The sequence below is a fragment of the Sphaerotilus sulfidivorans genome (genome assembly GCF_013426975.1).
In the GTDB taxonomy this organism is placed as follows: Bacteria; Pseudomonadota; Gammaproteobacteria; order Burkholderiales; family Burkholderiaceae_C; genus Sphaerotilus; species Sphaerotilus sulfidivorans.
Genome location: NZ_JACCPY010000001.1, coordinates 208,355 through 235,185, shown reverse-complemented (window position 1 = coordinate 235,185; position 26,831 = coordinate 208,355). Strand labels below are relative to the sequence as shown.

The 26,831-nt window shown below is 69.8% G+C and carries 26 protein-coding genes; 11 read left to right on the top strand and 15 right to left on the bottom strand.

Annotated features, from left to right (window positions below; translation table 11 throughout):
- The first annotated feature begins 99 nt into the window (after positions 1-99).
- The gene (locus HZU84_RS01020) at positions 100-1,083 is read left to right on the top strand and encodes a quinone oxidoreductase family protein (protein WP_149505156.1); all 984 of its coding nucleotides are present in this window, start codon (positions 100-102) and stop codon (positions 1,081-1,083) included.
- Positions 1,084-1,107: 24 nt separating this feature from the next.
- Here the strand turns inward: HZU84_RS01020 and HZU84_RS01015 are convergent, their stop codons facing one another.
- Positions 1,108-1,962, bottom strand: coding sequence for a DUF2189 domain-containing protein (locus HZU84_RS01015; protein WP_149502803.1), 855 nt, complete (start codon positions 1,960-1,962; stop codon positions 1,108-1,110).
- Positions 1,963-2,048: 86 nt separating this feature from the next.
- Positions 2,049-2,588, bottom strand: coding sequence for a signal peptidase II (lspA, locus tag HZU84_RS01010; protein ID WP_149502804.1), 540 nt, complete (start codon positions 2,586-2,588; stop codon positions 2,049-2,051).
- 327 nt (positions 2,589-2,915) lie between these two features.
- Between lspA and HZU84_RS01005 the strand changes: the two genes are divergently transcribed.
- Entirely contained in the window at positions 2,916-4,247 is a 1,332-nt protein-coding gene (locus HZU84_RS01005; RefSeq protein WP_149502805.1) for a hypothetical protein, read from the top strand.
- On the top strand, positions 4,247-4,930 hold the full coding sequence (locus HZU84_RS01000) for a GNAT family N-acetyltransferase (protein ID WP_149502806.1): 684 nt from the start codon (positions 4,247-4,249) through the stop codon (positions 4,928-4,930). The genes HZU84_RS01005 and HZU84_RS01000 overlap by 1 nt, the downstream gene beginning before the upstream one ends.
- Positions 4,931-4,972: 42 nt before the next feature.
- Here the strand turns inward: HZU84_RS01000 and ileS are convergent, their stop codons facing one another.
- The 6 genes from ileS to HZU84_RS00970 all read right to left on the bottom strand — a co-directional run bounded on the left by ileS (position 4,973) and on the right by HZU84_RS00970 (position 12,773).
- Positions 4,973-7,864: an isoleucine--tRNA ligase gene (ileS, locus tag HZU84_RS00995; protein ID WP_149502807.1), complete on the bottom strand. Its 2,892-nt coding sequence runs from the start codon at positions 7,862-7,864 to the stop codon at positions 4,973-4,975.
- Between the two features lie 128 nt (positions 7,865-7,992).
- A complete protein-coding gene (locus HZU84_RS00990; RefSeq protein WP_149502808.1) occupies positions 7,993-9,015 on the bottom strand; it encodes a bifunctional riboflavin kinase/FAD synthetase in 1,023 nt (340 codons plus the stop codon).
- Positions 9,016-9,050: 35 nt separating this feature from the next.
- On the bottom strand, positions 9,051-9,779 hold the full coding sequence (locus HZU84_RS00985; protein ID WP_149502809.1) for a pseudouridine synthase: 729 nt from the start codon (positions 9,777-9,779) through the stop codon (positions 9,051-9,053).
- Between the two features lie 29 nt (positions 9,780-9,808).
- Positions 9,809-10,378 (bottom strand): thioredoxin family protein, encoded by a 570-nt coding sequence (locus HZU84_RS00980; RefSeq protein WP_149502810.1) that lies wholly within the window; start codon positions 10,376-10,378, stop codon positions 9,809-9,811.
- Between the two features lie 31 nt (positions 10,379-10,409).
- Positions 10,410-11,540: an acyl-CoA dehydrogenase family protein gene (locus HZU84_RS00975; RefSeq protein WP_149502811.1), complete on the bottom strand. Its 1,131-nt coding sequence runs from the start codon at positions 11,538-11,540 to the stop codon at positions 10,410-10,412.
- A gap of 27 nt (positions 11,541-11,567) precedes the next feature.
- On the bottom strand, positions 11,568-12,773 hold the full coding sequence (locus HZU84_RS00970) for an acyl-CoA dehydrogenase family protein (RefSeq protein WP_149502812.1): 1,206 nt from the start codon (positions 12,771-12,773) through the stop codon (positions 11,568-11,570).
- 179 nt (positions 12,774-12,952) lie between these two features.
- Here HZU84_RS00970 and HZU84_RS00965 point away from each other — a divergent pair, with 179 nt between their 5' ends.
- Entirely contained in the window at positions 12,953-13,600 is a 648-nt protein-coding gene (locus tag HZU84_RS00965; protein WP_149502813.1) for a hypothetical protein, read from the top strand.
- 55 nt (positions 13,601-13,655) lie between these two features.
- On the opposite strand, the gene HZU84_RS00960 is transcribed toward HZU84_RS00965, so the two are convergent.
- Positions 13,656-14,144 carry a YajQ family cyclic di-GMP-binding protein gene (locus HZU84_RS00960; RefSeq protein ID WP_149502814.1) on the bottom strand — a complete coding sequence of 163 codons (489 nt, stop codon included), beginning with the start codon at positions 14,142-14,144 and terminating at the stop codon, positions 13,656-13,658.
- Between the two features lie 62 nt (positions 14,145-14,206).
- Between HZU84_RS00960 and murB the strand changes: the two genes are divergently transcribed.
- Positions 14,207-15,226, top strand: a complete 1,020-nt coding sequence (gene murB / locus HZU84_RS00955; RefSeq protein ID WP_149502815.1) for a UDP-N-acetylmuramate dehydrogenase — start codon at positions 14,207-14,209, stop codon at positions 15,224-15,226.
- A gap of 17 nt (positions 15,227-15,243) precedes the next feature.
- Here the strand turns inward: murB and HZU84_RS00950 are convergent, their stop codons facing one another.
- Complete coding sequence (locus tag HZU84_RS00950; protein WP_244954424.1) at positions 15,244-15,855, bottom strand: septal ring lytic transglycosylase RlpA family protein; 612 nt, start codon at positions 15,853-15,855, stop codon at positions 15,244-15,246.
- Positions 15,856-16,299: 444 nt separating this feature from the next.
- Here HZU84_RS00950 and HZU84_RS20250 point away from each other — a divergent pair, with 444 nt between their 5' ends.
- On the top strand, positions 16,300-16,905 hold the full coding sequence (locus tag HZU84_RS20250; RefSeq protein WP_219340810.1) for a PEP-CTERM sorting domain-containing protein: 606 nt from the start codon (positions 16,300-16,302) through the stop codon (positions 16,903-16,905).
- A gap of 377 nt (positions 16,906-17,282) precedes the next feature.
- Positions 17,283-17,894, top strand: coding sequence for a PEP-CTERM sorting domain-containing protein (locus tag HZU84_RS20370; protein WP_149502816.1), 612 nt, complete (start codon positions 17,283-17,285; stop codon positions 17,892-17,894).
- 69 nt (positions 17,895-17,963) lie between these two features.
- Here HZU84_RS20370 and xth read toward each other — a convergent pair whose 3' ends face one another.
- From xth to HZU84_RS00925, 3 genes are all read right to left on the bottom strand, one after another.
- Positions 17,964-18,734: an exodeoxyribonuclease III gene (xth, locus tag HZU84_RS00935; protein WP_149502817.1), complete on the bottom strand. Its 771-nt coding sequence runs from the start codon at positions 18,732-18,734 to the stop codon at positions 17,964-17,966.
- Positions 18,731-20,488, bottom strand: a complete 1,758-nt coding sequence (locus HZU84_RS00930) for a SulP family inorganic anion transporter (protein WP_244954498.1) — start codon at positions 20,486-20,488, stop codon at positions 18,731-18,733. Before HZU84_RS00930 ends, xth begins: the two co-directional genes overlap by 4 nt.
- A 111-nt stretch (positions 20,489-20,599) precedes the next feature.
- Positions 20,600-20,821, bottom strand: a complete 222-nt coding sequence (locus tag HZU84_RS00925; RefSeq protein WP_149502818.1) for a hypothetical protein — start codon at positions 20,819-20,821, stop codon at positions 20,600-20,602.
- Here HZU84_RS00925 and HZU84_RS00920 point away from each other — a divergent pair.
- Positions 20,820-21,011, top strand: coding sequence for a DUF2256 domain-containing protein (locus HZU84_RS00920; RefSeq protein ID WP_149502819.1), 192 nt, complete (start codon positions 20,820-20,822; stop codon positions 21,009-21,011). The two genes, HZU84_RS00925 and HZU84_RS00920, sit on opposite strands and share 2 nt — an antisense overlap.
- Before the next feature lie 10 nt (positions 21,012-21,021).
- Here HZU84_RS00920 and HZU84_RS00915 read toward each other — a convergent pair whose 3' ends face one another.
- Positions 21,022-21,630: a PH domain-containing protein gene (locus tag HZU84_RS00915; protein ID WP_149502820.1), complete on the bottom strand. Its 609-nt coding sequence runs from the start codon at positions 21,628-21,630 to the stop codon at positions 21,022-21,024.
- A gap of 112 nt (positions 21,631-21,742) precedes the next feature.
- On the opposite strand from HZU84_RS00915, the gene HZU84_RS00910 reads away from it, so the two are divergent.
- Positions 21,743-22,297, top strand: a complete 555-nt coding sequence (locus HZU84_RS00910; RefSeq protein ID WP_219340809.1) for an isochorismatase family protein — start codon at positions 21,743-21,745, stop codon at positions 22,295-22,297.
- Positions 22,298-22,321: 24 nt separating this feature from the next.
- On the opposite strand, the gene metG is transcribed toward HZU84_RS00910, so the two are convergent.
- Positions 22,322-24,391: a methionine--tRNA ligase gene (gene metG, locus HZU84_RS00905; protein ID WP_149502822.1), complete on the bottom strand. Its 2,070-nt coding sequence runs from the start codon at positions 24,389-24,391 to the stop codon at positions 22,322-22,324.
- 93 nt (positions 24,392-24,484) lie between these two features.
- On the opposite strand from metG, the gene HZU84_RS00900 reads away from it, so the two are divergent.
- Positions 24,485-24,808 (top strand): 2Fe-2S iron-sulfur cluster-binding protein, encoded by a 324-nt coding sequence (locus HZU84_RS00900; protein WP_149502823.1) that lies wholly within the window; start codon positions 24,485-24,487, stop codon positions 24,806-24,808.
- A gap of 129 nt (positions 24,809-24,937) precedes the next feature.
- Positions 24,938-26,809: a sensor domain-containing diguanylate cyclase gene (locus tag HZU84_RS00895; RefSeq protein WP_180692735.1), complete on the top strand. Its 1,872-nt coding sequence runs from the start codon at positions 24,938-24,940 to the stop codon at positions 26,807-26,809.
- The last annotated feature ends 22 nt before the right edge of the window (positions 26,810-26,831 follow it).

Sequence of the window (26,831 nt, the reverse complement as noted above, 5' to 3'; positions counted from 1 at the left end):
GTCACCATGACTAAGGTAACCCCGCGAGCGCGCGACTCCGGTAGGCTCGCGCGCGATTGCCCTTCATGGTCCAGGAGACAGGAGAACCCGATGCCCGCGATGACCCGCGCCCTGCAGATCCGCCAGTTCGGCGGCCCCGAAGCCATGCAGCTCGTCGAGCTGGAGGTCGGCGAGCCCGGCCCCGGCGAGGTGTGCATCCGCCACCATGCCGTCGGCGTCAACTTCATCGACATCTACCAGCGCACCGGCCTGTACGCCAACCCGCTGCCGCTGACGCTGGGCATGGAGGGTGCCGGCGTGGTCGAGGCGGTCGGTGCCGGCGTGACCCATCTGCAGCCCGGCGACCGTGTCGCCTACGCCAGCCAGCCGCCGGGCAGCTACTGCGAGCTGCGGGTGATGCCGGCGCGCTCGGTGGTGGTGCTGCCCGACGGCATCGACTTCGAGACGGGCGCCGCGATGATGCTCAAGGGCCTGACGGTGCAGTACCTGCTGCGGCGCACCCAGCCGCAGGGCGGGCTGCAGCCGGGCGACTTCGTGCTGTGGCATGCGGCGGCCGGCGGCGTCGGCCTGATCGCCTGCCAGTGGGCGCGCGCGCTGGGCCTGCGGCTGATCGGCACCGCCGGCGGCGCCGAGAAATGCGGTCTGGCGCTCGCGCATGGTGCCGAGTTCGCCATCGACTACCGCAGCGAGGACTTCGTCGCCCGGGTGCGCGAGATCACCGGCGGGCGCGGCGTGCGTGCGGTCTACGACTCGATCGGCCAGGACACCTTCGAGGGCTCGCTCGATTGCCTGGAGCCCTTCGGCCTGATGGCCAGCTTCGGCAATGCCTCCGGGCCGGTGCCGCCGGTGAACCTCGGCGTGCTGGCGGCCAAGGGCTCGCTGCATCTGACGCGCCCGACGCTGTTCACCCACCTGGCCACCCGCGAGAGCACGCAGGCGATGGCCGACGATCTGTTCGCGCGGGTGAGTTCCGGCGAGGTGCGGATTCCGGTGTCGCGCCGCTATGCGCTGGCCGACGCCGCCCAGGCCCATGCCGATCTGGCCTCGCGCGTCACCACCGGCTGCCTGGTGCTGCTGCCCTGAACGGGGCGGGGCTCGGCCCGCCGCTCAACCGCGTGCGTTGCCGTCCGGGTCGCGGGTCTCGTCGATGACCGCGTCCCGGTAGGCATGCCAGCTGGCGTGGCCGAGGATCGGGCCCAGGACGATCAGGCCGAGAAAGCCCGGCAGCATCGCCAGCAGCGTCAGCGCGGTCAGCAGCGCGCCCCAGAAGATCATCACCCCGGGCTGGGTCAGCACCAGACGCATGCTGGTCAGGCCGGCGGTGATCGCATCGACCTGGCGGTCGAGCATCATCGGAATGCTGATGACGCTGACCGCGAAGATCAGCCCGGCGAAGATCGCGCCGACGCCCAGGTAGGTGACGATGAAGCCGATGTTGTTCGGGTCGAGCAGCGCCAGCAGCGAGCCCTTCATGTCCGGCATGCCGTCGAAGCTGACCGCGAACACCACCATCGCCGCCCGGCCCCAGAGCATTTCCAGCACCAGCAGCACGAAGCCGAAGATCGCCATCTGGCCGAGGTGGCTTTCCCAGGCGACCAGGGAGTCGCCGAAATCGGGGCGCTCGCCGCGCTCGAGCTTCATCGACACGTCGTACAGGCCCATGCACAGGAAGGGGCCCATCAGCAGGAAGCCGGCCGACAGCGCCAGCATGTAGGCCGGCGCGTTCTCGTAGACCTTCAGCAGGCCCCAGCCCATCGCGACGAAGCACAGGCCGTAGAACAGGCCGATCGAGGGGTGGCGGCGGAAGTCGGCCAGGCCTCGGGCCAGCCAGCGCACCGGCGCGCCCATCGGCAGCGGGCGCAGCCGGATCGGTGCGGTCTCCCGGGTCGTGGCCGGGTCGCCGGTCAGGGTTGCGGAGGATTCGGCCGGCGTGTTGTCGGTCGACGGATTGATCGGCGTCATTGCGCATCTCCTGTCGCTCTGCGTGGAGATTAGCGCCGCCCTCCGACCCTGGACAGCCCGGGGATTCCCGGCCGGCGGCCGGCCGCTCAGCTGCGCCGCACCCGCAGCAGCTCGTCGAGGATCAGCCCGATCGCGCCGGCGGTCAGCGCGCAGTCGGCCAGGTTGAACGAGGGGAAATAGCCGCCCGGGAACATCGGCGCGAGGACGTCCCAGTGGAACTGCAGGAAGTCGATCACATGGCCGTGCCAGGCACGGTCGATGACATTGCCCAGCGCGCCGCCGAGCAGCATGGCCACGCTGAAGGCGAACAGGCGCTGCTCGGCGTGGCTGCGGAGCATCCAGATGAACATCGCCGAGGCCGCGAAGCCCAGGCCGATGAAGAACCAGCGCTGCCAGCCCGAGGCCTGGGCCAGGAAGCTGAAGGCCGCGCCGGTGTTGTGGACCCGCACCAGATTGAAGAAGCCGGTGATGACCTGGCCGTCACCGAGCTGGAAGCGCTGCACGATCAGGATCTTGGTGATCTGGTCGAGCACGATGATCAGGAAGGCCAGGGCCAGCCAGGGCAGCAGGCGGCCCGGACGGGCATCGGTGCGGGGGGACGAGGAAGATCGGGGCTTGGAGGACATCGCGGTCGCAAAGGTCGGAGAAAGCCGGCGCGTGGCCGGCGGATGCGCCACTGTAGCCAGTTTCGTCCCGTGAGCCGGGCGGGCCGCTGTTGGCCGGATGCATCGCCCGTTCGCGGCCCACGTGATCTGCGTCACAGTACCCGCAGCCGACTGGCCAGCCTCTGATCTGGTCGCTTGTCAGGCATCATGGCGGATGGGAGAAGTCGAGCCTGCATGACCGGGCCGGGGTGGCAGACGGCCGATTGCCGCCTGGGTCGTGACGATGCAACGCTGCGTCAGCGCAGCACCCCCGCGAGATCCTCAGAGAGTACAAGAGAGCCGATAGCCATGCTGGAACCGATCAAGTCCGCCCTCCGGAGCGCCTACTTCTCGAAGCGACTGAATCCGGTCGCGGTGAAGGCCTACTCCCGCCTGCGTCCGCCGCCCTACATGCGCCCGCGCATGGAGTTCGACTACGACGTGTGGAACGGCATCTGCGCCTTCCATTCCGATGACGGACGCCAGATCGGCGAGAACAACACCAATCCCGAGATCTACCGCGAGATCGTCGAGACCGAGAGCAAGCCCTGCAAGTTCGAGGGCTCGCGCTACGGCCTGCCGATCAACCTGACGGCGCTGCGCAACGTGATGGCGTCCTGGGACGACGCGCTGCAGCTGGTCACCACGGTGCGCGCCAACTACATCGCGCGCCGCGGTCTGGACCACTCGCGCTTCAACCTGATGGAAGGCTATGTGCTGTCCAAGATGGGCGCGGCCTATGTGTCCTATCTGGTGCGTCGCCGCGGCAGCACCTATGCCGCGACGCCGCCGCTGGAGACGGTGTTCTTCACGCTGGGCGTCGGCCCCTTCATGGTGGTGCGCGCGCTGATGGAGAAGGGCGATCTCACGCCGCTCGATCCCGAGCCGATGAGCGGCGAGCGCCTGTACGAGCTGGCCGACAGCTCCGGCTCGCTCCTGTCGGGCCTGAGCGGTCATGGCTGCGCGGGCAGCAAGAAGCTGATCACCCAGTTCCTCGACGCGACGATGAACGGCACCTACGCCAAGGAGCTGAACTCGACCGAGGTGACGCGCATGCTGTCGGCGATCGACGACTGGGACCGCTTCTACGCCTATGTCTACGCCAGCTCAAAGCTGGAGCTGCTGGTCAAGCTGGCGCAGTGCCTGAGTGCGCAGACGCTGCTGGCGCTGCAGGCCGACCAGGCCGCCGCGCTGGCACCGTCCGAGGCCGATCTGCTCGCGCGCACGCTGGCGAGTTGCTATCACCGCGCCCAGACCGAACTCGACGACCGCACCGTGCTGGCCAATCTGCTGAAGGTGGTGCTGGCGCTGCTGGCCGAGTTCGACGACCACGAGACGCAGGCCGCGCTGACGCAGGCCGGCCTGCTCGGCCCCGACGGCCAGGCGCGCCTGGGCGAGATCTCCGGCACCGAGGGCCGCGCCGCGGCCGCACGCCGGCTGCGCCGCATCACCGCGGTGCTGCAGCCGCGCTGCCAGCAGGAGCTGGACCTGACGAACCAGTCGCTCGATCGCTTCCAGGGCACGAAGGTCAGCCAGGACGATCTGCAGGTGCGCAGCTGTGGCGTGGCGGTGCGTGCGCTGCTGCAGTCGCTCGAGGCCGAGCAGGGCCTGGACGGCCGCGCGGCCAAGGCGGCGGCCTGATGTCGGCCCAGCCCAAGCTGATGCGCATCGAGTTGCCGGGCGTCGGTCCGGTGCAGGTGCGCGCGCTCGATCCGGAGACCGACGCGGTGACGCTGCATGACTGGCTCAGCCGCGACTACGCGCGCTTCTGGGGCATGCAGGGCAAGACGCTGGAGGAGGTGCGCGACAAGTACCGCGGCCTGCTGGCCGAGGGCCGCGAGGAGATGGCGATCGCGCTCGACGAGCGCAGCGGCCGCCCGCTGTTCATCTTCATGGCCTACGACCCGCGGCATGACCTGCTGCAGCGCTTCTACACGGTGAAGCCGGGTGATCGCGGCTTCCATGTGCTGATGGGGCCGCCGGGGCAGGATCCGGTACCGGCGCTGACCTTTCACGCCTTCCGCACGATCGCCCGCTGGATCTTCCGCGACCCGACGGTGAGCCGGCTGGTCGGCGAGCCCGACATCCGCAACCGCAAGGTGCTGGCGCGGCTGGTGCAGACCGGCTTCGAGTTCGGCTCGGTGGTGCATCTGCCGCACAAGACCGCGCTGATGATCTACATGAGCCGCGAGCGCCACCAGGCGCTGCAGGACGGCATGCCGCCGCCCAACGGCCCGGTGCCCCTGTCGGACCGCGCGGTGAAGCTGCACATGCTGGCCGGCCGCATCGGTCGCAAGCTCGGGATCTACGAGCGCAACTGGTGAGTCCGTGAAACGCCGGGGCCCGGGGTGCCGGGCCTCGCCGCCTCAGGCGCAGTGGCGCGCCTCGCCCTCGCCGTGCAGGTTGCTGTCGCAGCGGCCGCAGATCGTCGGATGCGCCGGGTTGGCGCCGACGTCGTCGCGGTAGTGCCAGCAGCGCTCGCACTTCGGCGCGGTGCTCGGCGTGACGGTGACCGCCAGCGCGTCGCCGGCCGCCAGCGTGACCGCCGAGGTGATCAGCACGAACTTCAGATCGTCGCCCAGCGAGGCCAGCAGCTCGAAGTCGGCCTGCGGCGCGGTGATCGCCACGGTCGCCTGCAGCGAGGCGCCGACCGCGCCGGCCGTGCGCACCGCCTCGATCTCCTTGTTGACCGCTTCGCGTACCGCGCGCACCTGCGTCCACTTCGCCAGCAGCGCCGCGTCCGGCGTGCCCAGATCGGCATAGGTCTCGAAGAAGATCGAGCCCTGCGAGGCGGCGCCGGCGAACTGCGTCCAGGCCTCCTCGGCGGTGAAGCTCAGGAACGGCGCCATCCAGCGCAGCATCGCGTTCGTGATCTTCCACAGCGCGGTCTGCGCCGAGCGGCGCGCCAGCGACTTCGGCGCGGTCGTGTACAGGCGGTCCTTCAGCACGTCCAGATAGAAGGCGCCCAGGTCCTCCGAGCAGTAGACCTGCAGCTTCGAGACCACCGGGTGGAACTCGTAGACCGCGTAGTGCTTCAGGATCTCGGCCTGCAGCTCGGCGGCGCGGCTCAGCGCGTAGCGGTCGATCTCCAGCAGCTCGGCGTCCGCCACCAGATCGGTGGCGGGATCGAAGTCGCTGGTGTTGGCCAGCAGGAAGCGCACCGTGTTGCGGATGCGGCGGTAGGCATCGACCACGCGCGCCAGGATCCTGTCGTCGATGTTCAGGTCGCCCGAGTAGTCGGTCGAGGCCACCCACAGCCGCACGATCTCGGCGCCGAGCTTGGTGGTGATGGTCTGCGGCTCGACGGTGTTGCCGAGCGACTTGCTCATCTTGCGGCCCTGGCCGTCGGTGGCGAAGCCGTGGGTCAGCAGGCCGCGGTACGGCGCGCGGTCGTACAGCGCGCAGCCCAGCAGCAGCGAGGAGTGGAACCAGCCGCGGTGCTGGTCATGGCCTTCCAGGTACAGATCGGCCTCGGGGCCCTGGTCGTGGAAGGGGGCGCGGGCGTAGTTCTTGGCGTGGCTGCCGCGCAGCACATGCTGGAAGGTCGAGCCGGAGTCGAACCACACCTCCAGGATGTCGGTGCTCTTGGTGTAGTGCGGCGCGTCCTCGGCACCCAGGATTTCCTCGGTCGTGACGCGGCTCCAGGCCTCGATGCCGCCCTTTTCGACGATGTCGGCCGCCTGGTCGAGGATCTCCATCGTGCGCGGATGCAGCTCGCCGGTGTTGACGTTCAGGAAGAAGGGCACCGGCACGCCCCAGGAGCGCTGGCGCGAGATGCACCAGTCCGGGCGGTTGGCGATCATGTCGCGCAGGCGGGCGCGGCCGTTCTCGGGATAGAACTGCGTCTGGTCGATCGCGTCGAGCGCGAGCTGGCGCAGCGTCTTCGGGGCCTTGTCCTTCGTGAACACGCCCTCGCCCTCGTCCATGCGCACGAACCACTGGGCGGCTGCGCGGTAGATCACCGGCGTCTTGTGGCGCCAGCAGTGCGGGTAGCTGTGGACGATCGGCTGCGTCGCCATCAGGCGGTCGCTCTGGCCGAGCACCTCGATGATGCGCTCGCAGGCCTTCCAGATGTGCTGGCCGCCGAAGAAGGGCAGCTCGTCGGCGTAGACGCCGTTGCCCTGCACCGGGTTGAGGATGTCGTCGTATTGGAGGCCGTGCGCGACGCAGGAATTGAAGTCGTCCACGCCATAGGCCGGCGCCGAGTGCACGATGCCGGTGCCGTCGCCGGCGGTGACATAGTCGGCCAGATACAGCGGCGACAGGCGGCGGTAGCTGTACTTGCTGCCTTCTTCGGCCGTGACCGTGTCGTGCAGCGGATGGCGGAAGACCAGGCCCTTGAGCGCCTCGCCCCGGGCGGTGGCGATGACCGTGCCTTCGAGCTTGTAGCGCTCCAGGCACCTGGCCACCAGCTCCTCGGCCAGCAGCAGCACGCCGCGCGGCGTGTCGACCAGCGCGTAGCTCAGCTCCGGGTGCGCGTTGAGCGCCTGGTTGGCGGGAATGGTCCAGGCGGTGGTGGTCCAGATGACCGCGAAGGCCTTCTTGGCCCCGTCGCCCGGCAGGCCGCCCAGGCCGAAGGCGGCGGCCAGCGCGCCGGCGTCATCGGCCTCGAAGGCCACGTCCAGCGTGTCGCTCTTCTTGTCGGCGTACTCGATCTCGAACTCGGCCAGCGAGCTGCCGCAGTCGAAGCACCAGTAGACGGGCTTGAGGCCGCGGTAGACGAAGCCGCGCTCGATCACGCGCTTGAAGGCGCGGATCTCGCCGGCTTCATTCGCGAAGTCCATCGTCCGGTAGGGGCGCTCCCAGTCGCCGAGCACGCCCAGGCGCTTGAAGTCCTCGCGCTGCTGCCCGATCTGCTCGGTGGCGTAGGCGCGGCTCCTGGCCTGCATGTCGTCGCGCGAGAGCTTGCGGCCGTGCAGCTTCTCGATCGCGTTCTCGATCGGCAGGCCGTGGCAGTCCCAGCCGGGGATGTACTGCGCGTCCAGGCCCATGAGCTGGCGCGACTTGACGATCATGTCCTTCAGCACCTTGTTCAGCGCGTGGCCGATGTGCAGCTTGCCGTTGGCATAGGGCGGGCCGTCATGCAGCACGAACAGCGGCGCGCCCCGGCGCGCCTCGCGCAGGCGCAGGTACAGGCCCTCGTCGTTCCAGGCCTGGACCCAGGCGGGCTCGCGCTTGGGCAGGTCGCCGCGCATCGGGAAGGGCGTGTCGGCCAGGTTGAGCGTCGCGCGGTAGTCGGTAGCGGGGGTCTGAGTCATGGCGATTCGTTCAAGCCGTCATTCCCGCGCAGGCGGGAATCCACGACGGGGGAGGGCGGTGGCAAGGGTGGGTTCCCGCGTGCGCGGGAATGACAAAGCGGGGCGATGGCGGCGTGGGGGCGCCGCGTTCAAATTCGGTCGCGCGTGGTCTGGCGGCGTTCGGCGGCGTGGCCGTCGAACCACAGGCGCGCGTTCACCACGTCCTGGCGGATCGCGGCGGTCAGGGCGTCGAGGCCGTCGTAGCGGGCCTCGTCGCGCAGCTTGTGCAGAAGTTCCACCCGGACAAGTTTACCGTAGCCCCCCTCGCGGCCCAGCCCGGCCGGCCAGTCGAGCACATGCGTCTCGAGCAGGATGCGTCCGGCGTCCTCGACCGTCGGGCGCACGCCCAGGCTGGCCACGCCGTCGAGCGGCTGCGCCGTCAGGCCGTGAACCCGCACGACATAGATGCCGGCGGCGGCCGATCGGCGATGCGCGAAGCGCAGGTTCAGTGTGCGAAAGCCGTCGTCCGCGCCGGCCGCCGAGGCCCCGAGCCCGCGGCCGAGCTTGCGTCCGTGCGTCACATGGCCGCTGATGCTGTAGGGACGGCCCAGCAGCGCGGCGGTGGCGGTCATGTCGCCGCGCGCCAGTGCTTCGCGCACCGCGGAGCTCGACACCCGCAGCCCGTGCACCTCGTAGCTCATCATGCGCGCGACGTCGAAGCCGGACGCGCTGCCGGCGCGGTCGAGCATCGCGTAGTCGCCGGCGCGGCGTGCGCCGAAGCGGAAGTCGTCGCCGACCAGCACATAGCGCGCGCCCAGGCCGCGCTGCAGCACCTCGTCGATGAAGGCCTGAGGCGACTGCGCGGCCAGGTGCTCGTCGAAGCGCATCAGCACCACCTGGTCGACGCCGCAGCGCTCGAGCTCGCCGAGCTTGTCGCGCAGCGTGGCGATGCGCGCCGGCGCCTTGTCCGGCTGACCGGCCCGCGCGGCGAAGAAGTCGCGCGGGTGCGGCTCGAAGGTCATCACGCAGCTGGGCAGGCCGCGGTGGCGCGCCTCGTTGTTCAGCAGTGCCAGCATCGCCTGATGGCCGCGATGCACGCCGTCGAAATTGCCGATCGTCAGCGCACAGGCCGGCGCCAGCCCGGGATGATGGATGCCACGGAAGACTCGCATGGGACGCGATTATCCGGTGCCGCCCGGATCGCGGCTCAGATCGAGCCCGGATCGACCCAGCACCACTGGCCCGGGGCGAGCCCGTCGGGGATCGTCAGGCGGCCGAAGCGGCTGCGGTGCAGCGCCTCGACATGGTTGCCCACCGCCGCGATCATGCGCTTGACCTGGTGGTACTTGCCCTCGGTCAGCATCATGCGCAGCGTGAACTCGCCGGTGATCTCGCATTCCTCGGAGCGCACCGGCGCCGGGTCGTCGTTGAGCACCACGCCGGCGCGCAGCTTCGCCAGCTGCTCCTCGGTGACCGGGCGTGCGCAGCTCACCTCGTAGACCTTGTCGACATGCTTCTTCGGGTGGGTCAGGCGGTGGATCAGCGCGCCGTCGTCGGTCAGCAGCAGCAGGCCGGTGGTGTCCTGGTCGAGGCGGCCGACCGGCTGCAGGTCGCCGCCGCTGCGCCAGCGCAGGGGCGGCGGCAGCAGCGTCATCACGCTGGGCCAGTGCTTGGGCTTCTGCGAGCACTCGTAGCCGGCGGGCTTGTGCAGCAGGATCAGCGCCTTCTCGTGCCAGGGCCAGTCGCGGCCCTCGACGGTCAGCACCAGGCCGTCGGTCTCGACCGGCTCGTCCGGGTCGTCGATCACCCGGCCGGCGATCGCGACCCGGCCGTTGAGCACCAGGCCGTCGCAGTCGCGGCGGGTGCCGAAGCCTTGCGAGAAAAGCGCCTGCGAGACGGAGAGCGCCGCAGCGCGGCGGGAGGATTTCTTGGCCATCGCGGAAAGTGGAAAAGAGGGTTCGGGGCTCAGGGCCTGGCGGCGGGCAGCGTGGAGGCGGCGCCGCCCAGGCCGTCGAGCGCGGCCAGCAGCGGCGCGGGCTCGCCGGACTGGCGCAGGCCGACCACCTGCTTGCCGGTCAGCATGCCCTGGCGCTGGCCGGTCGCGTCCAGCACCACCAGCGCCGGAATGCCGTCGTCGACCGGATTGCCGAGCTGCTGGATGATGCGGCCGTTGCGGTCGAAATGGCCGATGTCGACCTTGACGGTGACGAAGCGCTCGGCCACCGGCGCCCCCAGCGCCGGCTGGGCCAGGTCGTCGGCCAGACGGCGGCATTCCGGACACCAGTTGGCGCCGAACATCACCAGCACCCGCCGGTTCTCGCGCCGGGCCTGGTCGACCGCGCGGCCGATGTCGGCCTGGGCGTCGGCGCGGCGGTCGTAGGGGCCGGGCACATCCGGGCGCAGATAGCGATTCCAGACCCGCTGGCCGACATGGGCCGCGGGAATCGCCAGCACCACGGCCAGCGCGATCAGCAGGGCGCGCGGGCGCTTCTTTCGCGGGGAGGGGGGCTTGCTGCTTGGCTTGCTGCTTGTCATGGGCCGCGATGATGCCAGCCCGCAGGCCGGCTCAGCCGAACACGCCGGCGGTGTCCTGCATCTGCGCGCCGACTTCGCCGAGGTGGTGCAGCGTGTCGCCCCACTGCAGCTCCATGCAGGTCAGGCGCTTGAAGGCATGCGCGCCGACATATTCGTCGGTCATGCCGATGCCGCCGTGCATCTGCACGCACTGCTGGCCGACGAAACGCATTGACTGGCCGAGCTGCACCTTGGCCTGCGCGACGGCGCGCCGGCGCAACTCAGGCGCGTCCGCCAGGCGCAGCGTGGCCAGGTAGCTCATCGAGCGCGCCAGCTCCAGCGCCATCTTGCAGTCGGCCAGCCGGTGGCGCAGCGCCTGGAAGCTGGCGATCGGCACGCCGAACTGGCGCCGTGTCTTCAGGTAGCCGGCGGTCAGCGCGACCAGGAAGTCCATCAGCCCGACCGCCTCGGCGCACAGCGCGGCGATCGCCACGTCGGCCGCATGCTCGAGCGCGGGCAGCGCGTCGGTCCCGGCCGCGCTCAGGCGCTGCGCCGGTGCGTTCTGCCAGGTCAGCTCGGCCGCGCGCGTGCCGTCGTGCAGCAGGTGGCCGCGCGCCGTCACGCCGGGCGCGTCGCGCTCGACCAGCGCCAGCGCCAGCCGGCCGTCGTCGTCGCGGGCGCTGACGACGAAGGCCTCGGCGCGGTCGCCGACCGGCACCAGGCTCTTGCGGCCGCTCAGGCGCCAGCCGCCGTCCGCGGCCGCCAGCCTCGTCTCGACCCGGTCGAGCCGGTAGCGCGCGCCGCTTTCCTGGTGCGCGAGCACGACCCGCGCGTCGCCGGCGGCGATGCGCGGCAGCCAGGCCGCCTGCAGCGCCTCGGGCGCGCCCGACAGCAACACCGGCGCCACCAGCGCCGCCGCCGCATACGGCGCGCCGACCCGGCCGCGGCCGAGTTCCTCCATCACCACCATCGCCTCGACCGGGCCGAAGCCCAGCCCGCCGTGCGACTGCGGCACCGCCAGCGCGGTCAGGCCCAGTCCGGCCAGCTCGGCCCAGACCGCCGCGCTGTCGCCGCCCTCGTCGCGCACGATCGCGCGGTGGCGCTCGAAGCCGTGCGCCCGCTCGGCCCAGCGCCGCACCGCCTCGCGCAGCTGCTCCTGCTCGTCGCTGAAATCGAAGTCCATCGCCGTCTCCTCGTGTGCGTGTCGGCGTCAGCCCAGCAGCGTCTGCGCGACGATGTTGCGCTGCACCTCGTTGCTGCCGCCGTAGATGGTGGTCTTGCGGTAGTTCAGGTAGGTCGAGGTCAGCGGGATGCAGTGCGCGTGCGCCGCGCCACCCGGCCAGACGCCGCCCAGCGCCGCGTCGCCCTGCCAGCCGGCCTCCATTGCCTCGAAGAGGAAGGGCAGGCTGTAGGGGCCGCCGGCGAGCATCATCAGCTCGGTGTAGCGCTGCTGGATCTCGCTGCCGCGTATCTTCAGCAGCCCGGCCACGTCCAGCGACTTCTTCCCCCCGCGCTCGGCCGACAGCACCCGCAGCACCATCATCTCCAGCGCGACGATGTCGACCTCCAGCAGCGCGATCTGGTCGCGGAATCGCGTGTCCTCCCACAGGCCCTCGGCGCGCGCGATGCGCTTGAGGCGCTCGAGCTCGCGCTTGGCGCGGTTGACGTCGGCGATGTTGGTGCGCTCGTGCGCGAGCAGGTACTTGGCGCAGGTCCAGCCCTGGTTCTCCGGGCCGACGAGCTGGTCGGCCGGCACCTCGACATTGTCGAACCAGACCTCGTTGACCTCGTGCTCGCCGTCGAGCGTGAGGATCGGCCGCACCGTCACGCCGGGCGACTTCATGTCGATCAGCAGGAAGCTGATGCCGGTCTGCGGCTTGCCTTCCGTCGAAGTGCGCACCAGGCAGAAGATCCAGTCGCCGTGCTGGGCCAGCGTGGTCCAGGTCTTCTGGCCGTTGACGATGTAGCGATCGCCGACGCGCTCGGCGCGGGTCTTCAGGCTGGCCAGGTCCGAGCCCGAGCCGGGCTCCGAGTAGCCCTGGCTCCACCAGACCTCGCCGCTGGCGATGCCGGGCAGGAAGCGGCGCTGCTGCTCGGGCGTGCCGAAGGCCATGATGACCGGTGCGACCATCACCGGCCCGAAGGGCACGACCCGCGGTGCGCCGGCCAGCGCGCATTCCTCCTCGAACAGGTGGCGCTGCACCGCGTTCCAGCCGGGCCCGCCGAATTCCTTCGGCCAGCCCCAGCCCAGCCAGCCCTTCGCACCCAGGATGCGCGCCCAGCGCTGCAGGTCCTCGCGCGACAGGCGCAGCGCGCCGTGCACCTTGGCGGCCAGGTCGGCCGGCAGGCTCTCTGCGACCCAGGCGCGCACCTCGGCGCGAAAGGCGATTTCCTCGTCGGTGAAGGACAGCTGCATCGGCGGACTCCTCAGGCATCGGGTGCTGGCGTCGCAGTGTAGAAATCGCCTGCCGGCCGGTCTTGTCGCTGCCGGGACAGCTCCGGGTTGATCCGGATCCGGCATGCGGGCGTCAAGTTCGGGCCTGGAATGCCGATGCTACGAACTGGTACCAGTGCCGGCGATCCGCCTCCGACGACATGAAGAAGACGCTCACCTTCGTCCATCCCGTGCTGCACCGGCACACCGACGTGTCCCTCGGGACCGATGCGGTGCTGGTGCTGGGCGGCGTCGCTGCGGCGGTGGCCGAGCTGTTCGTGCTGCTGGACGCCGGCGGTGGCGGCGGTCTGTCCTGGCCGGTGCTGGGCGCCGGCATCGCGCTGGCCCATGCGCGCCAGTGGCGCCATCTGCGCACCTGGCCGGTGGTGGCCTCGCTGGCGCTGGCGCTGATGTCTTCCGGCCTGTCGATGCTGATCACCGGATGGGTGCTCAACCGCGGCATCGCGCGCCGCTACCGGGGCGCCGGCTGGAAGGTGCGCGACACCGAGGGCGAGCTGGGCGAGTATTCCTCGCGCTTCCTGGCGGTCGACGGGCTGGGATTTCGCGAGAGCGACCTGATCGGCGGGGTGGTGCGCCGCCATCTGAAGGCCGGGCTGGAGCCGGCGGACATGCCCGTCGGCGAGGTGCTGGAGCCAGTGACGCCCCCGGCGCGGCGGCGGCGGCGCAGCAGCCGCACCGCGCCGGCCCAGGTGCTGCCGCCTTCGCTGCCGACGCTGCTGAACCGGCCGGTGGAGCGCCGCCGCATGGCCGAGACCTCCACCGCCGCCGAGGCCGATACGCCGCGCTGAGCGGCACGGCGCGTCTCGACGCGCGCGGTCAGGGCCAGCGCCCTCGGTCAGTCCATCAGTCGCGGAAGTTGTTGAAGCTCAGCGGCGCCTCGGTGACGGTCTTCTTCAACAGCGCCATCGCGGCCTGCAGGTCGTCGCGCTTGGCGCCGGTCACGCGCACCGTGTCGCCCTGGATGCTGGCCTGGACCTTCATCTTGCTGTCCTTGATCGCCTTCTGGATCTTCTTGGCCAGATCGCTCTCGATGCCGGCCTTCACGGTCACCTTCTGCTTGAGCTTGTCATGGCTCATCTTTTCCGGCGTGGCGGTCAGGTCGAGGAAGCGGATGTCGACGCCCCGCTTGGCCATCTTGCCCAGCACGATGTCGGTGACGTTCTTCAGCTGCAGGTCGTTGTCGGCGAAGAGCGTGATCTCCTTGTCCTTCAGCTCGACCTTGGCATCGCTGCCCTTGAAGTCGAAGCGGGTGCTGATTTCCTTGTTCGACTGGTCGATGGCATTGCGCACCTCGACGAGATCGGGTTCGAGGACGGTGTCGAAGCTGGGCATGGCGGGTTCTCTTTCTGGACGACGGGCGTCGAAGGGGTTCGGAAACAGGGGAAAATTCTGCCATGCGCATCGAAACCGCCGTCAACCTGCGGGCCTGGAACACCTTCGGCCTGCCCGCCATCGCCCAGACGCTGATCCACATCGACGAGGAGGCCGACGTGCGCCGCGTCGTCGATCATCCCGAGTTCGGCCGTGCGCCGAAGTTCGTGCTCGGTGGCGGCAGCAACATCGTGCTGGCGCGCGATGTCTCCGCGGTGGTGCTGAAGGTGGCCATCGGCGGCATCCGGCTGCTGGAGACCCGCAGCGACGCCTTCATCGTCGAGGCCGGTGCCGGCGTGCCGTGGCACGAGCTGGTGGCCTGGACCATCGACCAGGGCCTGCCGGGGCTGGAGAATCTGGCGCTGATTCCCGGCACGACGGGCGCCGCGCCGGTGCAGAACATCGGCGCCTACGGGCTGGAGCTGCAGGACCGCTTCGAGTCGCTCGACGGCGTCGACCTGGTCACCGGCCGGGGCTTCACGCTCGACGGCCGGCTGTGCCGCTTCGGCTACCGCGACAGCGTCTTCAAGCACGAGCTGGCGGGGAAAAGCGTCATCACCCGGGTGTGCCTGCGCCTGCCGCGGCCGTGGCGCCCCGAGCTGGGCTATCTGGACCTGCAGCGCAAGATCGAGGAAACCGGCATCACCGCGCCCGACGCGCGCCAGATCTTCGACTGGGTTTGCCAGGTGCGCCGCGCCAAGCTGCCGGACCCGGCGGTGATCGGCAATGCCGGCAGCTTCTTCAAGAATCCGGTGGTCACGCCCGAGCAGTGCCGCGACATCATCGCGCGCGATCCGCATGTGGTGCACTACCCGATGGACGACGGCAGCTTCAAGCTTGCCGCCGGCTGGCTGATCGATGCCTGCGGCTGGAAGGGCAAGACGGTGGGCGGCGCGGGCGTGTATGAAAAGCAGGCGCTGGTGCTGGTCAACCGCGGCGACGCCCGTGGCGCGGAGGTCATCACGCTGGCGCGTGCGATCCAGGAAAGCGTCTACGGCCGCTTCGGCATCCGCCTGGAGCCCGAGCCGGTGGTGGTGGGCTGAAGCGCTGGGCGGGCGCGTCAGCGCTGCCAGCGGCCGCTGCGGATGTCGTCGTGCGTCAGCCGCTCGACCTCGACCGGGCTGACCCCGCCGGCCACGCCCAGCCGCACCGCCGCGCTCAGGGACAGGTCGATGATGCGGCCTGGGTGAAAGGGGCCGCGGTCGTTGACCCGCACGATCACCTCGCGGCCGTTGAGCGGATTGCGCACCCGCGCATAGCTCGGCAGCGGCATCGTCGGGTGCGCGGCGGTCATCGCGTACATGTCGTAGATCTCGCCGCTGGCGGTGGGAGCGCCGTGGAACTTGGTGCCGTACCAGGAGGCCAGGCCGCTTTCGCGCAGCGGCTCGTCGGTGGTCATCGGCACATAGCTGCGCCCGAGCACCTGATAGGGCTTGTTCGGCCCGCCCCGGCGCAGCGGTTCGACCCGGGGCTCGGCATCGGGCACCTGGTTCAGGTCGAAGGGCCAGCGTGCCGGCGCGCCGTCGCGTGCGGCCGGATCGACCCGCTTGCCGCGCTGGCCGCGCTCCGGCGTGCTCGAGCAGCCGGCCGCCAGCAGCACGGCCGCCAGCAGCGCCGGCAGGCCGCGCCGGCCGAAGCCCGAGCGGCTCAGGAAGGACAGATCGATCATCATCGGCGTCATGTCGGTTGAACGAGGAATGATGGATACCATCGCCGCACGAAAAGGCAGCGATGAATGAATCCCCGCATGAAGGGTCATTCTGTATTTTCCGTGCAGCATGTCACGGTTGAATCCGGATCACCCTGTCCAGGGGATGGACGGGGCGCGGTGTCGCTGCCGCCCGTGCGGCTGTCGTGGCAAAACACCATGGCTGTCTGCTGTCCGGGCCTGGTGGTGATTTCTGACCGAGGCATATTCACAGGCGGCGCCCGAGTTTCTCCCGCGTTCACGGGGTCAAGCCAAGAAATGGGTGCATTTTCCGGATCGGGCGGCGTACGCTGCATTCCGTGGGCACTGTCGTCAGCCCCGCGGATGCCGGTCCAGGCCGGGATTCCACGGAAACAGGCGGGTCGCGGCTGTCCATCGCGAGCCTTTCCATACCGGGAGAACCATTTCATGCGCAAGACCTTCATCGCCCTGGCCGCCTCGCTGCTGGCCGCCACCGCCGCTCACGCGTCCACCAACCTGGTCGCCAACGGCACCTTCGACAACCCCGACCTGGCCACCGGCACCTTCGAGCAGGTCAGCACCGTCGGCTTCGGCAACCTGCAGTGGGGCTACTACTCCGGCGGCACCGGCGTGACCAAGCTGGTCGACGTCGCGGGCGAGCAGTTCGCCCAGATCGCCACCGGCGACATCCTGTACGCGGGTTTCACCGCCACCGTGACCGGCACCTACGACATCAGCTTCGACTACTCGGGCGGTGGCATCTGGGGCCTGACCGGTGCCGGCTGGACGCCGTCGATCGTCGACTACTCCTTCGTCACCCCGTCGGCCGCCTGGACCAGCCAGACCGCCAGCGCGAACCTGGTGGCCGGCGAGTCGTACAAGATCTACTTCGGCGGCATGGTCACCCCGCCGGACTTCCACCCGACGCTGAACATCGACAACGTGTCGGTGGCCGCAGCGGTGCCGGAGCCCGAGACCTACGCGATGATGCTCGCCGGCCTGGGCGCGCTGGGCATGATGAGCCGCCGCCGTCGCCTCGGCGGCAAGGCCTGATGCCTGCCTGACCCACCCGCCGCACTCGCGTGCGGCAGGTGTGCGGTTGTTCTCGCCTCCACCCCCCGGGCCCGCGTCCGGGGGGTTTTTATTTCTGGCGCAGAGCCGAGGGGTTTTGTTTCAGGGTTTCCTGAGTGAAAGAATAATATCCTGGATTGACTTGATCCCTCGGATGGGGTGGTTTTTAAGGGTGGGTGGATGATATTTGACCGACCCCTGTTCATGGGTTGGCATCAGTTTGCGGGGGAGATGGGAATCTCCATTCGCCTTAATCTTCGATCGCTGTCCGGGACAGGACCCTAGACTGCAAATGGTGCTTTCTCGGCCCCGAGAGGGGTTTGCATCTCATCCAACCCGCTTCGACTGGAGTATTCCTCATGCGCAAGTCCATTCTTTCCGCCGCCGTCGCCCTGCTGGCGATCGGTGCCACCGCCGGTGCCCAGGCCCAGAACGTGATCGCCAACGGCGACTTCGAGCTGTCGAATGTCGCCACGGGCGGCTTCGAGAACTTCGCCAACATCTCGGCCACCCAGGGCTGGAACAATCTCCAGTGGGGCTCGTACAGCGGCACCTCGTCGATCGTCGACGTGGCTGGCGACCAGGCGGCTCGTGTCAACGGTGGCGACGTCATCTGGTCTGCCTTCCAGGTGACCACCGCCGGCGACTATGAACTCAGCTTCGATGCGGTCGGCGATGGCTACTACTTGCTGTACAACGCTTCCACCAACGTCGAGCTGGACCGCGTCTTCGTGCAGCAGGCCACCGAGACCACGCTGCAGTCGGCTGCCTACTCGCTCAATACCGGTGATGTCTATCGCCTGTACTTCGGCTCGACCGTGCTGCCGCCGACCTTCAGCAACTCGCTGACCGTCGACAACGTGACGGTCGCTGCGGTGGTGCCGGAGCCCGAGACCTACGCGATGATGCTCGCCGGTCTGGGTGCACTCGGCCTGATGAACCGCCGTCGCATGAACGGCAAGCGCGCCTGAGCGCCTTCTGACCGTTCTTCTCCCGGCATGAATTGACAGGCGCCCTGCGGGGCGCCTTTTTTGTTGCCGCTATCGCAGCGTCACCCAGACCGGTGCGTGATCGCTCGGGCGCTCGTTGCGGCGCGGGCCGCGGTCGATGCCGCAGGCCGAGGCGCGTGCGGCCAGCGGCGCGCTCAGCAGGATGTGGTCGATGCGCAGGCCCTGGTTGCGGCGGAACGCCAGGTTGCGGTAGTCCCACCAGCTCCAGCTGCGCTCGGGCTGCTCGAACAGGCGGAACGCATCGCTCAGGCCCAGGTCGAGCAGCGCCCGGAAGGCGGCGCGCTCCTCGTCGGTGCAGTGGATCTGGCCGGCCCAGGCGACCGGATCGTGCACGTCGCGGTCCTCCGGCGCGATGTTGAAGTCGCCCATCAGTGCCAGCGCCGGATGCGCGTCCAGCTCCTGCGCCAGCCAGCGCTGCAGCGCGGCCAGCCACGCCCGCTTGTAGACGAACTTCTCCGAGTCCGGCGCCTGACCGTTGGGGAAATAGGCGCCGACGATGCGCAGGCCTCCGACCGTCGCGGCGATCACGCGCGCCTGCGGATCGTCGAGGCCGGGAATGTTGCGGGTGACCTCGGTGATCGACAGGCCTGAGCGGGCCAGCAGCGCCACGCCGTTGTAGGTCTTCTGGCCGAACCACGCGCAGTCGTAGCCGGCGGCCTGCAGCGCGTCGGCGGGGAACTTGTCGTCGTTCAGCTTGGTTTCCTGCAGCACGACGATGTCGGGCGTGGCGGCGGCGAGCCAGTCGAGCAGCTGCGGCAGCCGCACCGACAGCGAGTTGACGTTCCAGGTGGCAAGTTTCATGGTGCGCGCATGGTAGCGGGGGCGGCGGCGCAGGCCAGGGCCGCGGCTTCCATCGCCGCGCCGAGGCTGGGCGCCACGCCATGGGTTCCCAGCTGCGCGACGAAGCCCGAGCGCTCCAGCAGCGAGCGCGGCTGCGTGTTGAGCGCCGCGACGATCAGCCGCACGCCGCGGCGCTGCAGCTGGCGGTGCAGCTGCACCAGCGCGTCGACGCCGGAGGTGTCGACCGAGATCAGCCGGTGCATCTCCAGCACCAGCACCCGGGTGTCGGGGCGCAGCCGCTCTGCCAGTGTCTCGACCTGACCGATCGCGCCGAAGAACAGCGAGCCGTAGAGGCTGTGCACCTCGATGCCGGCCTGGGCGCCGGGCAGGGTGTCCTGGAAGGTGGTGGCGTCGATCTCGGGATCCGGCGCCAGGCGCTCGATGCGGAAGAGCTGGCTCATGCGCCAGATGAAGAAGCCGCAGGCCAGCAGCAGCCCGACCTCGACCGCCACCGTCAGGTCGAAGATCACCGTCAGGAAAAAGGTGCCCAGCAGCACCGCGCGGTAGGGCAGCCTGAAATGCCGCAGCCGCGCGAACTCATGCCACTCGCCCATGTTCCAGGCGACGAACAGCAGGATGCCGGCCAGCACCGCCAGCGGCACATGCAGCGCCAGCGGTGCGGCCGCCAGCATGATCAGCAGCAGGATCAGCGCGTGCAGCATGCCCGCCACCGGCGAGGTGGCGCCGGCGCGCACATTCGTCACGGTGCGCGCGATGGTGCCGGTGGCCGGAATGCCGCCGAAGAAGGGCACGACCACATTGGCCACGCCCTGGGCCATCAGCTCCTGGTTGGGGTCGTGGCGGGGCGCGTCGATCATGTTGTCGGCCACCCGCGCGCACAGGAGCGACTCGATCGCGCCCAGCAGCGCGATGGTCAGCGTGGGCATCAGCAGCTGCTTGGCGGTGGCCCAGTCGAAGTCCGGCGGCTCGAAGCCGGGCAGCGACTGCGGAATGCCGCCGAAGCGCGAGCCGATCGTCTCCACCGGCAGCCCCAGCAGCGTGCTGAAGGCGGTCAGCGTGACCAGCGCGACGATCGGGCCGGGCAGGCGCGAGACCACCCGGGCGCTGCGGCCCTCGACGATCTCGCGCGGCAGGAAGGTTCCCGGCTTGAAGATCCGTGCCCAGACGAACAGTCCGGCCAGGCAGACGCTGCCCAGGCCGAAGGCCCAGGGGTTGAAGCTCTCGCGGTGCAGCCACAGCGTGTGGATCTGTGCGAAGAAGTCGGCGGGCATCTTCGCGATGTCCAGTCCGAACAGGTCGCGCAGCTGCGACAGCGCGATCAGCACCGCGATGCCGTTGGTGAAGCCGATGACGATCGACACCGGGATGTAGCGCACCAGCGCGCCCAGTTTCAGCAGCCCCATCAGGAACAGCAGCACGCCGGCCAGCATCGTCGCGATCAGCAGGTTGGCCAGACCGTGGCGCTCGATGATGCCGAAGACGATGACGATGAAGGCGCCGGCCGGCCCGCCGATCTGCACGCTCGATCCGCCCAGCAGCGAGATCAGGAAGCCGGCGATGATCGCGGTGTACAGGCCTTGCTCGGGCTTGACGCCGCTGGCGATCGCGAAGGCCATCGCCAGCGGCAGCGCGACGATGCCCACCGTGGCGCCTGCGCCCAGGTCGGTCAGGAAGCGGCCGCGGTCATAGCCGCGCAGGCTGTCGAGCAGCCGGGGACGAAAGCGGTGCAGCCGCTCGGGCAGGGTGGCGAGCACACCGGACAGGGTGTCGGACAGGGAACGGGAATTCACGCGGGCACTCCGGAGACGGAACGGAGCCTGGGCCGGGCGCGCGTCCAGCGCGGCGGGCGGAAGGCGCGGGGGCGATCAGGAGAGCGTGCGTGCGGGCGGGCCGCAGTGGTGGCGCAGCGCGATGAAGCGCCGGCGCCGGCTCAGGGGCCGGACGGCGTCTTTCGGGCGGGGAACCGCGTGCATGGTGTCGCGATTGTGCATCGCGATGGTGCGGCTGCGGATCGGTGAATGCGCGCGTGCCGGTGCGGGCACGGACTGGATCGCCGACGATGGCTGCCTTGTCTCCGGATCGCTCATGTCCTCGCGTTCGCCTTCCTCGTCATCGCCGCGCGGCTTTCGCGGCAACAAGTCCAGCCTGCCCAGCAAGCCCTGTGCCGCCTGCGGACGCGAGATGAGCTGGCGGCGCGCCTGGGCGCGCTGCTGGGACGAGGTGAAGTACTGCTCCGAGGCCTGCCGGCGTGCGCCGGCTGCGGTCAGACGATCCTGATGCGTGCCGTTCAGGCGTGGATGTAGCGCCCGAACACCTCGCCGAAGTCGCGTCGGGCGTGGCGCACCAGCACCGCCTCGTTGAGGTTGTCGAGCAGCGCGTTGAACTGGTCGGGCAGGTCGCGCGGCAGGCCGACCTGGCCGATGCGGTACATCGACGACATCGCGCCGAGCACCTTGAAGGCGTTGCTGCGGCTTTCCTCGTCGCGCGCCTGCAGCCGGCCGATCGCGATCAGCGCCTTGTAGACGTCCTTCAGCTGCTCGAGGAACTGCTTGCGCACATCGATGCTGAAGGCGGTGCCGCCGATCGAGAACTTCAGCTCCACGTCCATGTCGACAGTGCCGGCGGTCTCGATGGTGACGCGCTCGATGACCGAGTCGGCGTAGTCGTGGCGCTTGATGGTGCGCTTGGACGAGACGGCCGAGTCGCCGTCGACATGGATCAGCGCCAGGTTGGTGAAGCAGTACTCGTCCTTGCGCGACTTGATCAGGAAGAAGATCTTCTCGCCGTCCTCGTGGAAGAGGTAGTCGTCGGCGTCGACGCTGCCGTAGTCCTTGGGCTGGATGATGGTGCCGATGTCGCTCAGGCCGAGGGCCTCGGAGGCCAGCTTCTTGAACATGTTCAGTCTCCTGGAACTGGAGAAATCATTGGAGGAATCACGGATGGGCCGCAAGGGGCGCGGCAGTGCAGCATAGTCCGATCACGGCAGGACAGCGGAAAGGACAGGCATGATGCAGACGACGGTGGACGCGCGGCGCTCGCTGCTGCTGGTGGTCGACGTGCAGGCGCGGCTGGCGCCGGCGATCGACGAGGGCGCGGCGGCGGTGGAGAACAACCGCCGGCTGCTGCAGGCGGCGCAGCCTCTGCAGGTGCCGGTGCTCGTGACCGAGCACTATCCGCAGGGCCTGGGCGCGACGGTCGAGCCGCTGCAGGCGCCGATGGCCGCGGCCGGCGCCACGGTGATCGAGAAGATCCACTTCGGCGCGACCCGCGAGCCGGGCTTTCTCGAGCGGCTGCGCGGCTTCGGGCGCCGCCAGATCGTCCTGACCGGCATGGAGGCGCACATCTGCGTGCTGCAGACCGGCCTGGGCCTGCTCGAGGCGGGCTTCGCGCTGGCGGTGGTGGCCGACGCCAGTTCCTCGCGCACCCGGGCGAACCGGGAGGCGGGCCTGGCGCGGCTGGCCCGCCACGGCGCCGAGATCGTCACCACCGAGATGGTGATCTACGAGTGGCTGGAGCGCGCCGGCACCGCGGACTTCCGGGCGCTGCTGCCGCTGGTGCGCTGAGCGGGGCGGCAGCGGGGGCGCCGCTCAGCGCACGCGCATGCCCGGCTGCGCGCCGGGGAAGGGCTCCAGCACGAAGACGCCGGGGTTCGCCTTCTCGTCGGCATGGCTGGCGGCCAGCACCATGCCTTCGCTGACGCCGAACTTCATCTTGCGCGGCGCGAGATTGGCCACCATCACGGTCAGCTTGCCTTCCAGGTCTTCCGGCTTGTAGGCGCTGGCGATGCCGCTGAAGACGTTGCGCGTGCGACCCTCGCCGGCGTCGAGCGTCAGGCGCAGCAGCTTGGTCGAGCCGTCCACCGTCTCGGCCTTGACGATCCTGGCGATGCGCAGATCGACCTTGGTGAAGTCGTCGATCTTGATCTCGGGCGCGATGTCCTCGCCGCCGGGAATGACCTTCTCGGGCTCGGGCGCGGCGAAGAGCTCTTCGAGCAGCTTCGGATCGACGCGCTGCATCAGGTGCTGATAGCTGCCGATGGCATGTGCGCCCAGCGCGCGCTCGGTGGCGTGGAAGTCCAGCGGCTCGACCTGCAGGAAGGCCTCGACCTGCGCGGCCAGCGCCGGCAGCACCGGCTTCAGGTAGATGGTCAGCAGGCGGAAGGCCTCGATGCAGACGGTGCAGACGTCCTGCAGCACCGCATCCTGGCCGGCCTGCTTGGCGATCTCCCAGGGCTTGTTCTGGTCGACGTACTCGTTGACGCGATCGGCCAGCGCCATGATCTCGCGCAGCACCTTGCCGAACTCGCGCGCCTCGTACAGGCCGGTCACCGTGTCGCGGTGCGCGCGCAGCGTGTCGAGCAGCACGCGGCCCTCGACGCCGACATCGGCGCTGAGCCGGCCGCCGAAGCGCTTGGCGATGAAGCCGGCCGCGCGCGAGGCGATGTTGACGTACTTGCCGATCAGGTCGGCATTGACGCGGGCGGTGAAGTCGTCGCGGTTGAAGTCGACGTCCTCGACATGCGAGTTGAGCTTGGCGGCGATGTAGTAGCGCAGCCACTCGGCGTTCATGCCCAGCGACAGGTACTTCAGCGGATCGAGCCCGGTGCCGCGGCTCTTGCTCATCTTCTCGCCGTTGTTGACGGTCATGAAGCCGTGCACGAAGACGTTGGTCGGCGTCCTGCGGCCGCTGAAGTGCAGCGTCGCGGGCCAGAACAGCGTGTGGAAGTAGGTGATGTCCTTGCCGATGAAGTGGTACTGCTCGATGTCGGGCGAGGCCATGAATTCGGCGAAGCTGCGGGTGTCGCCGTACTTCGCGGCCGGGCCGCCCTTGTCGAACCAGTTCTTCAGCGAGGCCAGGTAGCCGATCGGCGCGTCCAGCCAGACATAGAAGAACTTGCCCGGCGCGTCCGGGATCTCGATGCCGAAGTAGGGTGCGTCGCGGCTGATGTCCCAGTCGCCCAGGCCGCCCTGGCCCTCTTCATCCTTGGTGAACCATTCCTTGATCTTGTTGAGCACCTCGGGCTGGAGCTTGCCCGGCTCGGTGGTCCAGTTCTGCAGGAATTCGACGCAGCGCGGGTCCGACAGCCTGAAGAAGTAGTGGTCGCTGGTCTTGAGCACCGGCGTGGCGCCCGACAGCGCCGAGTACGGGTTCTTCAGCTCGGTCGGGCTGTAGACCGCGCCGCAGGACTCGCAGGAGTCGCCGTACTGGTCCTTCGCGCCGCACTTCGGGCACTCGCCCTTGATGAAGCGGTCGGGCAGGAACATGCCCTTCTCGGGGTCGAAGAACTGCTCGATCGCGCGGACCTCGATCAGGCCGTTGTCGCGCAGGCCGCGGTAGATGTCCTGCGCCAGCTCGTGGTTCTCGACGCCGTCGGTCGAATGCCAGTTGTCGAACGAGATGTGGAAGCCGTCGAGGTATTCCTTGCGGCCGGCGGCGATGTCGGCGACGAACTGCTGCGGCGTCTTGCCGGCCTTCTCGGCGGCGATCATGATCGGCGCGCCGTGCGCGTCGTCGGCGCCGACGAAGTGCACCTGGTGGCCCCGCATGCGCTGGAACCGCACCCAGATGTCGGCCTGGATGTACTCCATGATGTGGCCGATGTGGAACTTGCCGTTGGCGTAGGGCAGGGCGGTGGTGACGAAGAGCTGGCGGGTCATGGTGGCGTCCGTGGGCGCTCGTGGCGCCGCTTGAGGCGGTGGCGTGTCGGAAAGCCGTCGATTCTAGGGCGCCGTCCCTGATATCGTCGCCGCATGACGCCTTCGCCGACCTCTCCCGCCCCGGTGCTGACGCTGACCGCCCTGGGTCGGTGCGTGCCGTTGGCGCCGGGCCAGTCGCTGCTGGAGGCCGCGCGCGCCGCCGGCCTGCGGCTGCGCAGCGCCTGCCGCAACGGCACCTGCCGTGTCTGCCTGTGCCGGGTCACGGCCGGCGAGGCCCATCTGCGCTACCGCGTCGACTGGCCCGGCCTGAGCCCGGAGGAGCGCGCCGAGGGCGGCTGGACCTTGCCCTGCGTCGCGCTGGCCGACGGCGACGTGGCGATCGACGCCACCCTGGATCCGCGCACCGCCCCGCGCTGAAGTCCGAGACGGCGGCCGAGACGGCGGCTGATCGCCCCGGTCATCGGCCGATTTCACCGCGCCGGCTGCAGGTCCAATCGGGCCGGTCGCGGGAAGGTGTCGATGGCAGTTTGGAGTCGATCAGGCGGGATGGCGGGTGTCGGCCCTCGGGGCTCGGCGGTGCGGTCGTGGCCGGCGCCGCGTCTGCTGCCCGGGCTCCTGCTGGCGCTGCTGGTGTTGCTGCTGGTGCCGCTGCCGCTGCCGGCACGCGCCGTGCCGGCGGCCTCGCCGACCGAGCCGACGATGCGGGTGCTGGAGGATGCCGCCGGCGCACTCGATGCCGCGCGGGTGCTGGCCGCGCCGGGCTGGCGGGCGCTGCCGGCCGGCGCACCCAATCTGGGCTACTCCGACGCGGTCTGGTGGTTCGACCTGCGCTGGGATCCGCCGCCCGGCGGCGGGCGCTGGAGCCAGCTGGAGCTGGCCTATCCGGTGCTGGACCAGGTCGAGATCCGGCTGTTCGACCGCGACGGGGTCGAGCGCGGCCACTGGCGGCTGGGCGACAAGCAGCCCTTCGGCCAGCGTCCGGTGCCGCATCGCCACTTCATCGTGCCGCTGCCGCGTGCCGCGCCCGGCCAGGAGGCGGTGCGGGCCCTGGTGCGGGTGCACACCAGCAGCGCGGTGCAGTTGCCGGCCCGGCTGTGGACCGAGCAGGCCTTCCTGGCCGGCGAGCAGCTCGACCAGCTGGTGCAGGGCCTCTATCTGGGCGTGATGCTGGGCATGCTCGCCTACAACTTCTTCCTGTGGCGGGTGATGCGCGAGCGCGTCTACCTCTGGTATGTGCTGTGGGTGGCGGCGATCGCCAGCTTCCAGGCCTCGATCGGCGGGCTGGCCTTCCAGTACCTGTGGCCCGAGGCAACGCAGTGGAACGACCGGGCGATCGTGGTCTTCCTGGCGCTGGCGGTCACCAGCGCGTCCTTCTTCATGATCGATTTCCTGGCACTGGCGCGCCGGGGCGGCTGGATGCTGCGGCTGCCGCAGGCCACCGCCTGGCTGTGCCTGCTGGCGCTGCTGTCGGCCTTCGTGCTGCCCTATCCGATGGCGATCCGGCTGGCGATCGGCTGCGCGGTGGTGGCGATGTTCGGCGCGCTGCTGGTGTCGGCGCTGCGCGGCCGCGAGGGCTTTGCGCCGGCACGCATCTTCCTGCTGGCCTGGTTCCTGGTGCTGGCGGGCGGCCTGGTGCTGGCGGCCAGCAAGTTCGGGCTGCTGCCGCGCAACGGGCTGACCGAGCATGCCACCCAGGTCGGCACCGCGCTGGAGGTCATCCTGCTGTCGCTGTCGCTGGCCGGGCGGCTGCAGCATGAGCGCCGGCTGCGCGAGCAGGCCCAGGCCGAGGCGATGGCCACCCAGCGCCGCGCCAACGAGCGGCTGGAGCAGCGGGTGGCCGAGCGCACCCGCGATCTCGAGCAGCTCAACCGGCGCCTGGAGCAGGCCAGCCGCACCGATGCCTTGACCGGCGTGGCCAACCGGCGCCATTTCGACGAGCGCCATGCCGGCGCGGTCCAGCGTGCGATCGCGAGCGCAGGGCCGCTGGGCGTGCTTCTGCTCGACCTCGATCACTTCAAGCGCATCAACGACACGCTCGGCCACCCGGCCGGGGACGACTGCCTGCGCGAGGTGGCCCGGCGCGTGGCGATGCTGCTGGCAGGGCAGGAGGGTGGCGAGGCGCTGCTGGCGCGCTATGGCGGCGAGGAGTTCATCGCGCTGCTGCCCGATCTGCGCCCGCCGCAGGCGCAGGCCCTGGCCGAGCGCATCCGCCGGGTGATCGCCGAGCGGCCGGTCGACAGCGTGGCCGGTCCGGTGGCGGTCACCGCCAGCCTGGGGCTGTGCTGCCGGGTGCCGCGCGATGCGGCCGACGGCATCGCGATGCTGCGTGAGGCCGACGAGGCGCTCTACCAGGCCAAGCGCAGCGGGAGAAACCGGGTGGCGATAGACTTGCGCACCGCCGCCGCGGGCGCGCCGTGAGCCGTGCGCCCGTGCCTTTCCT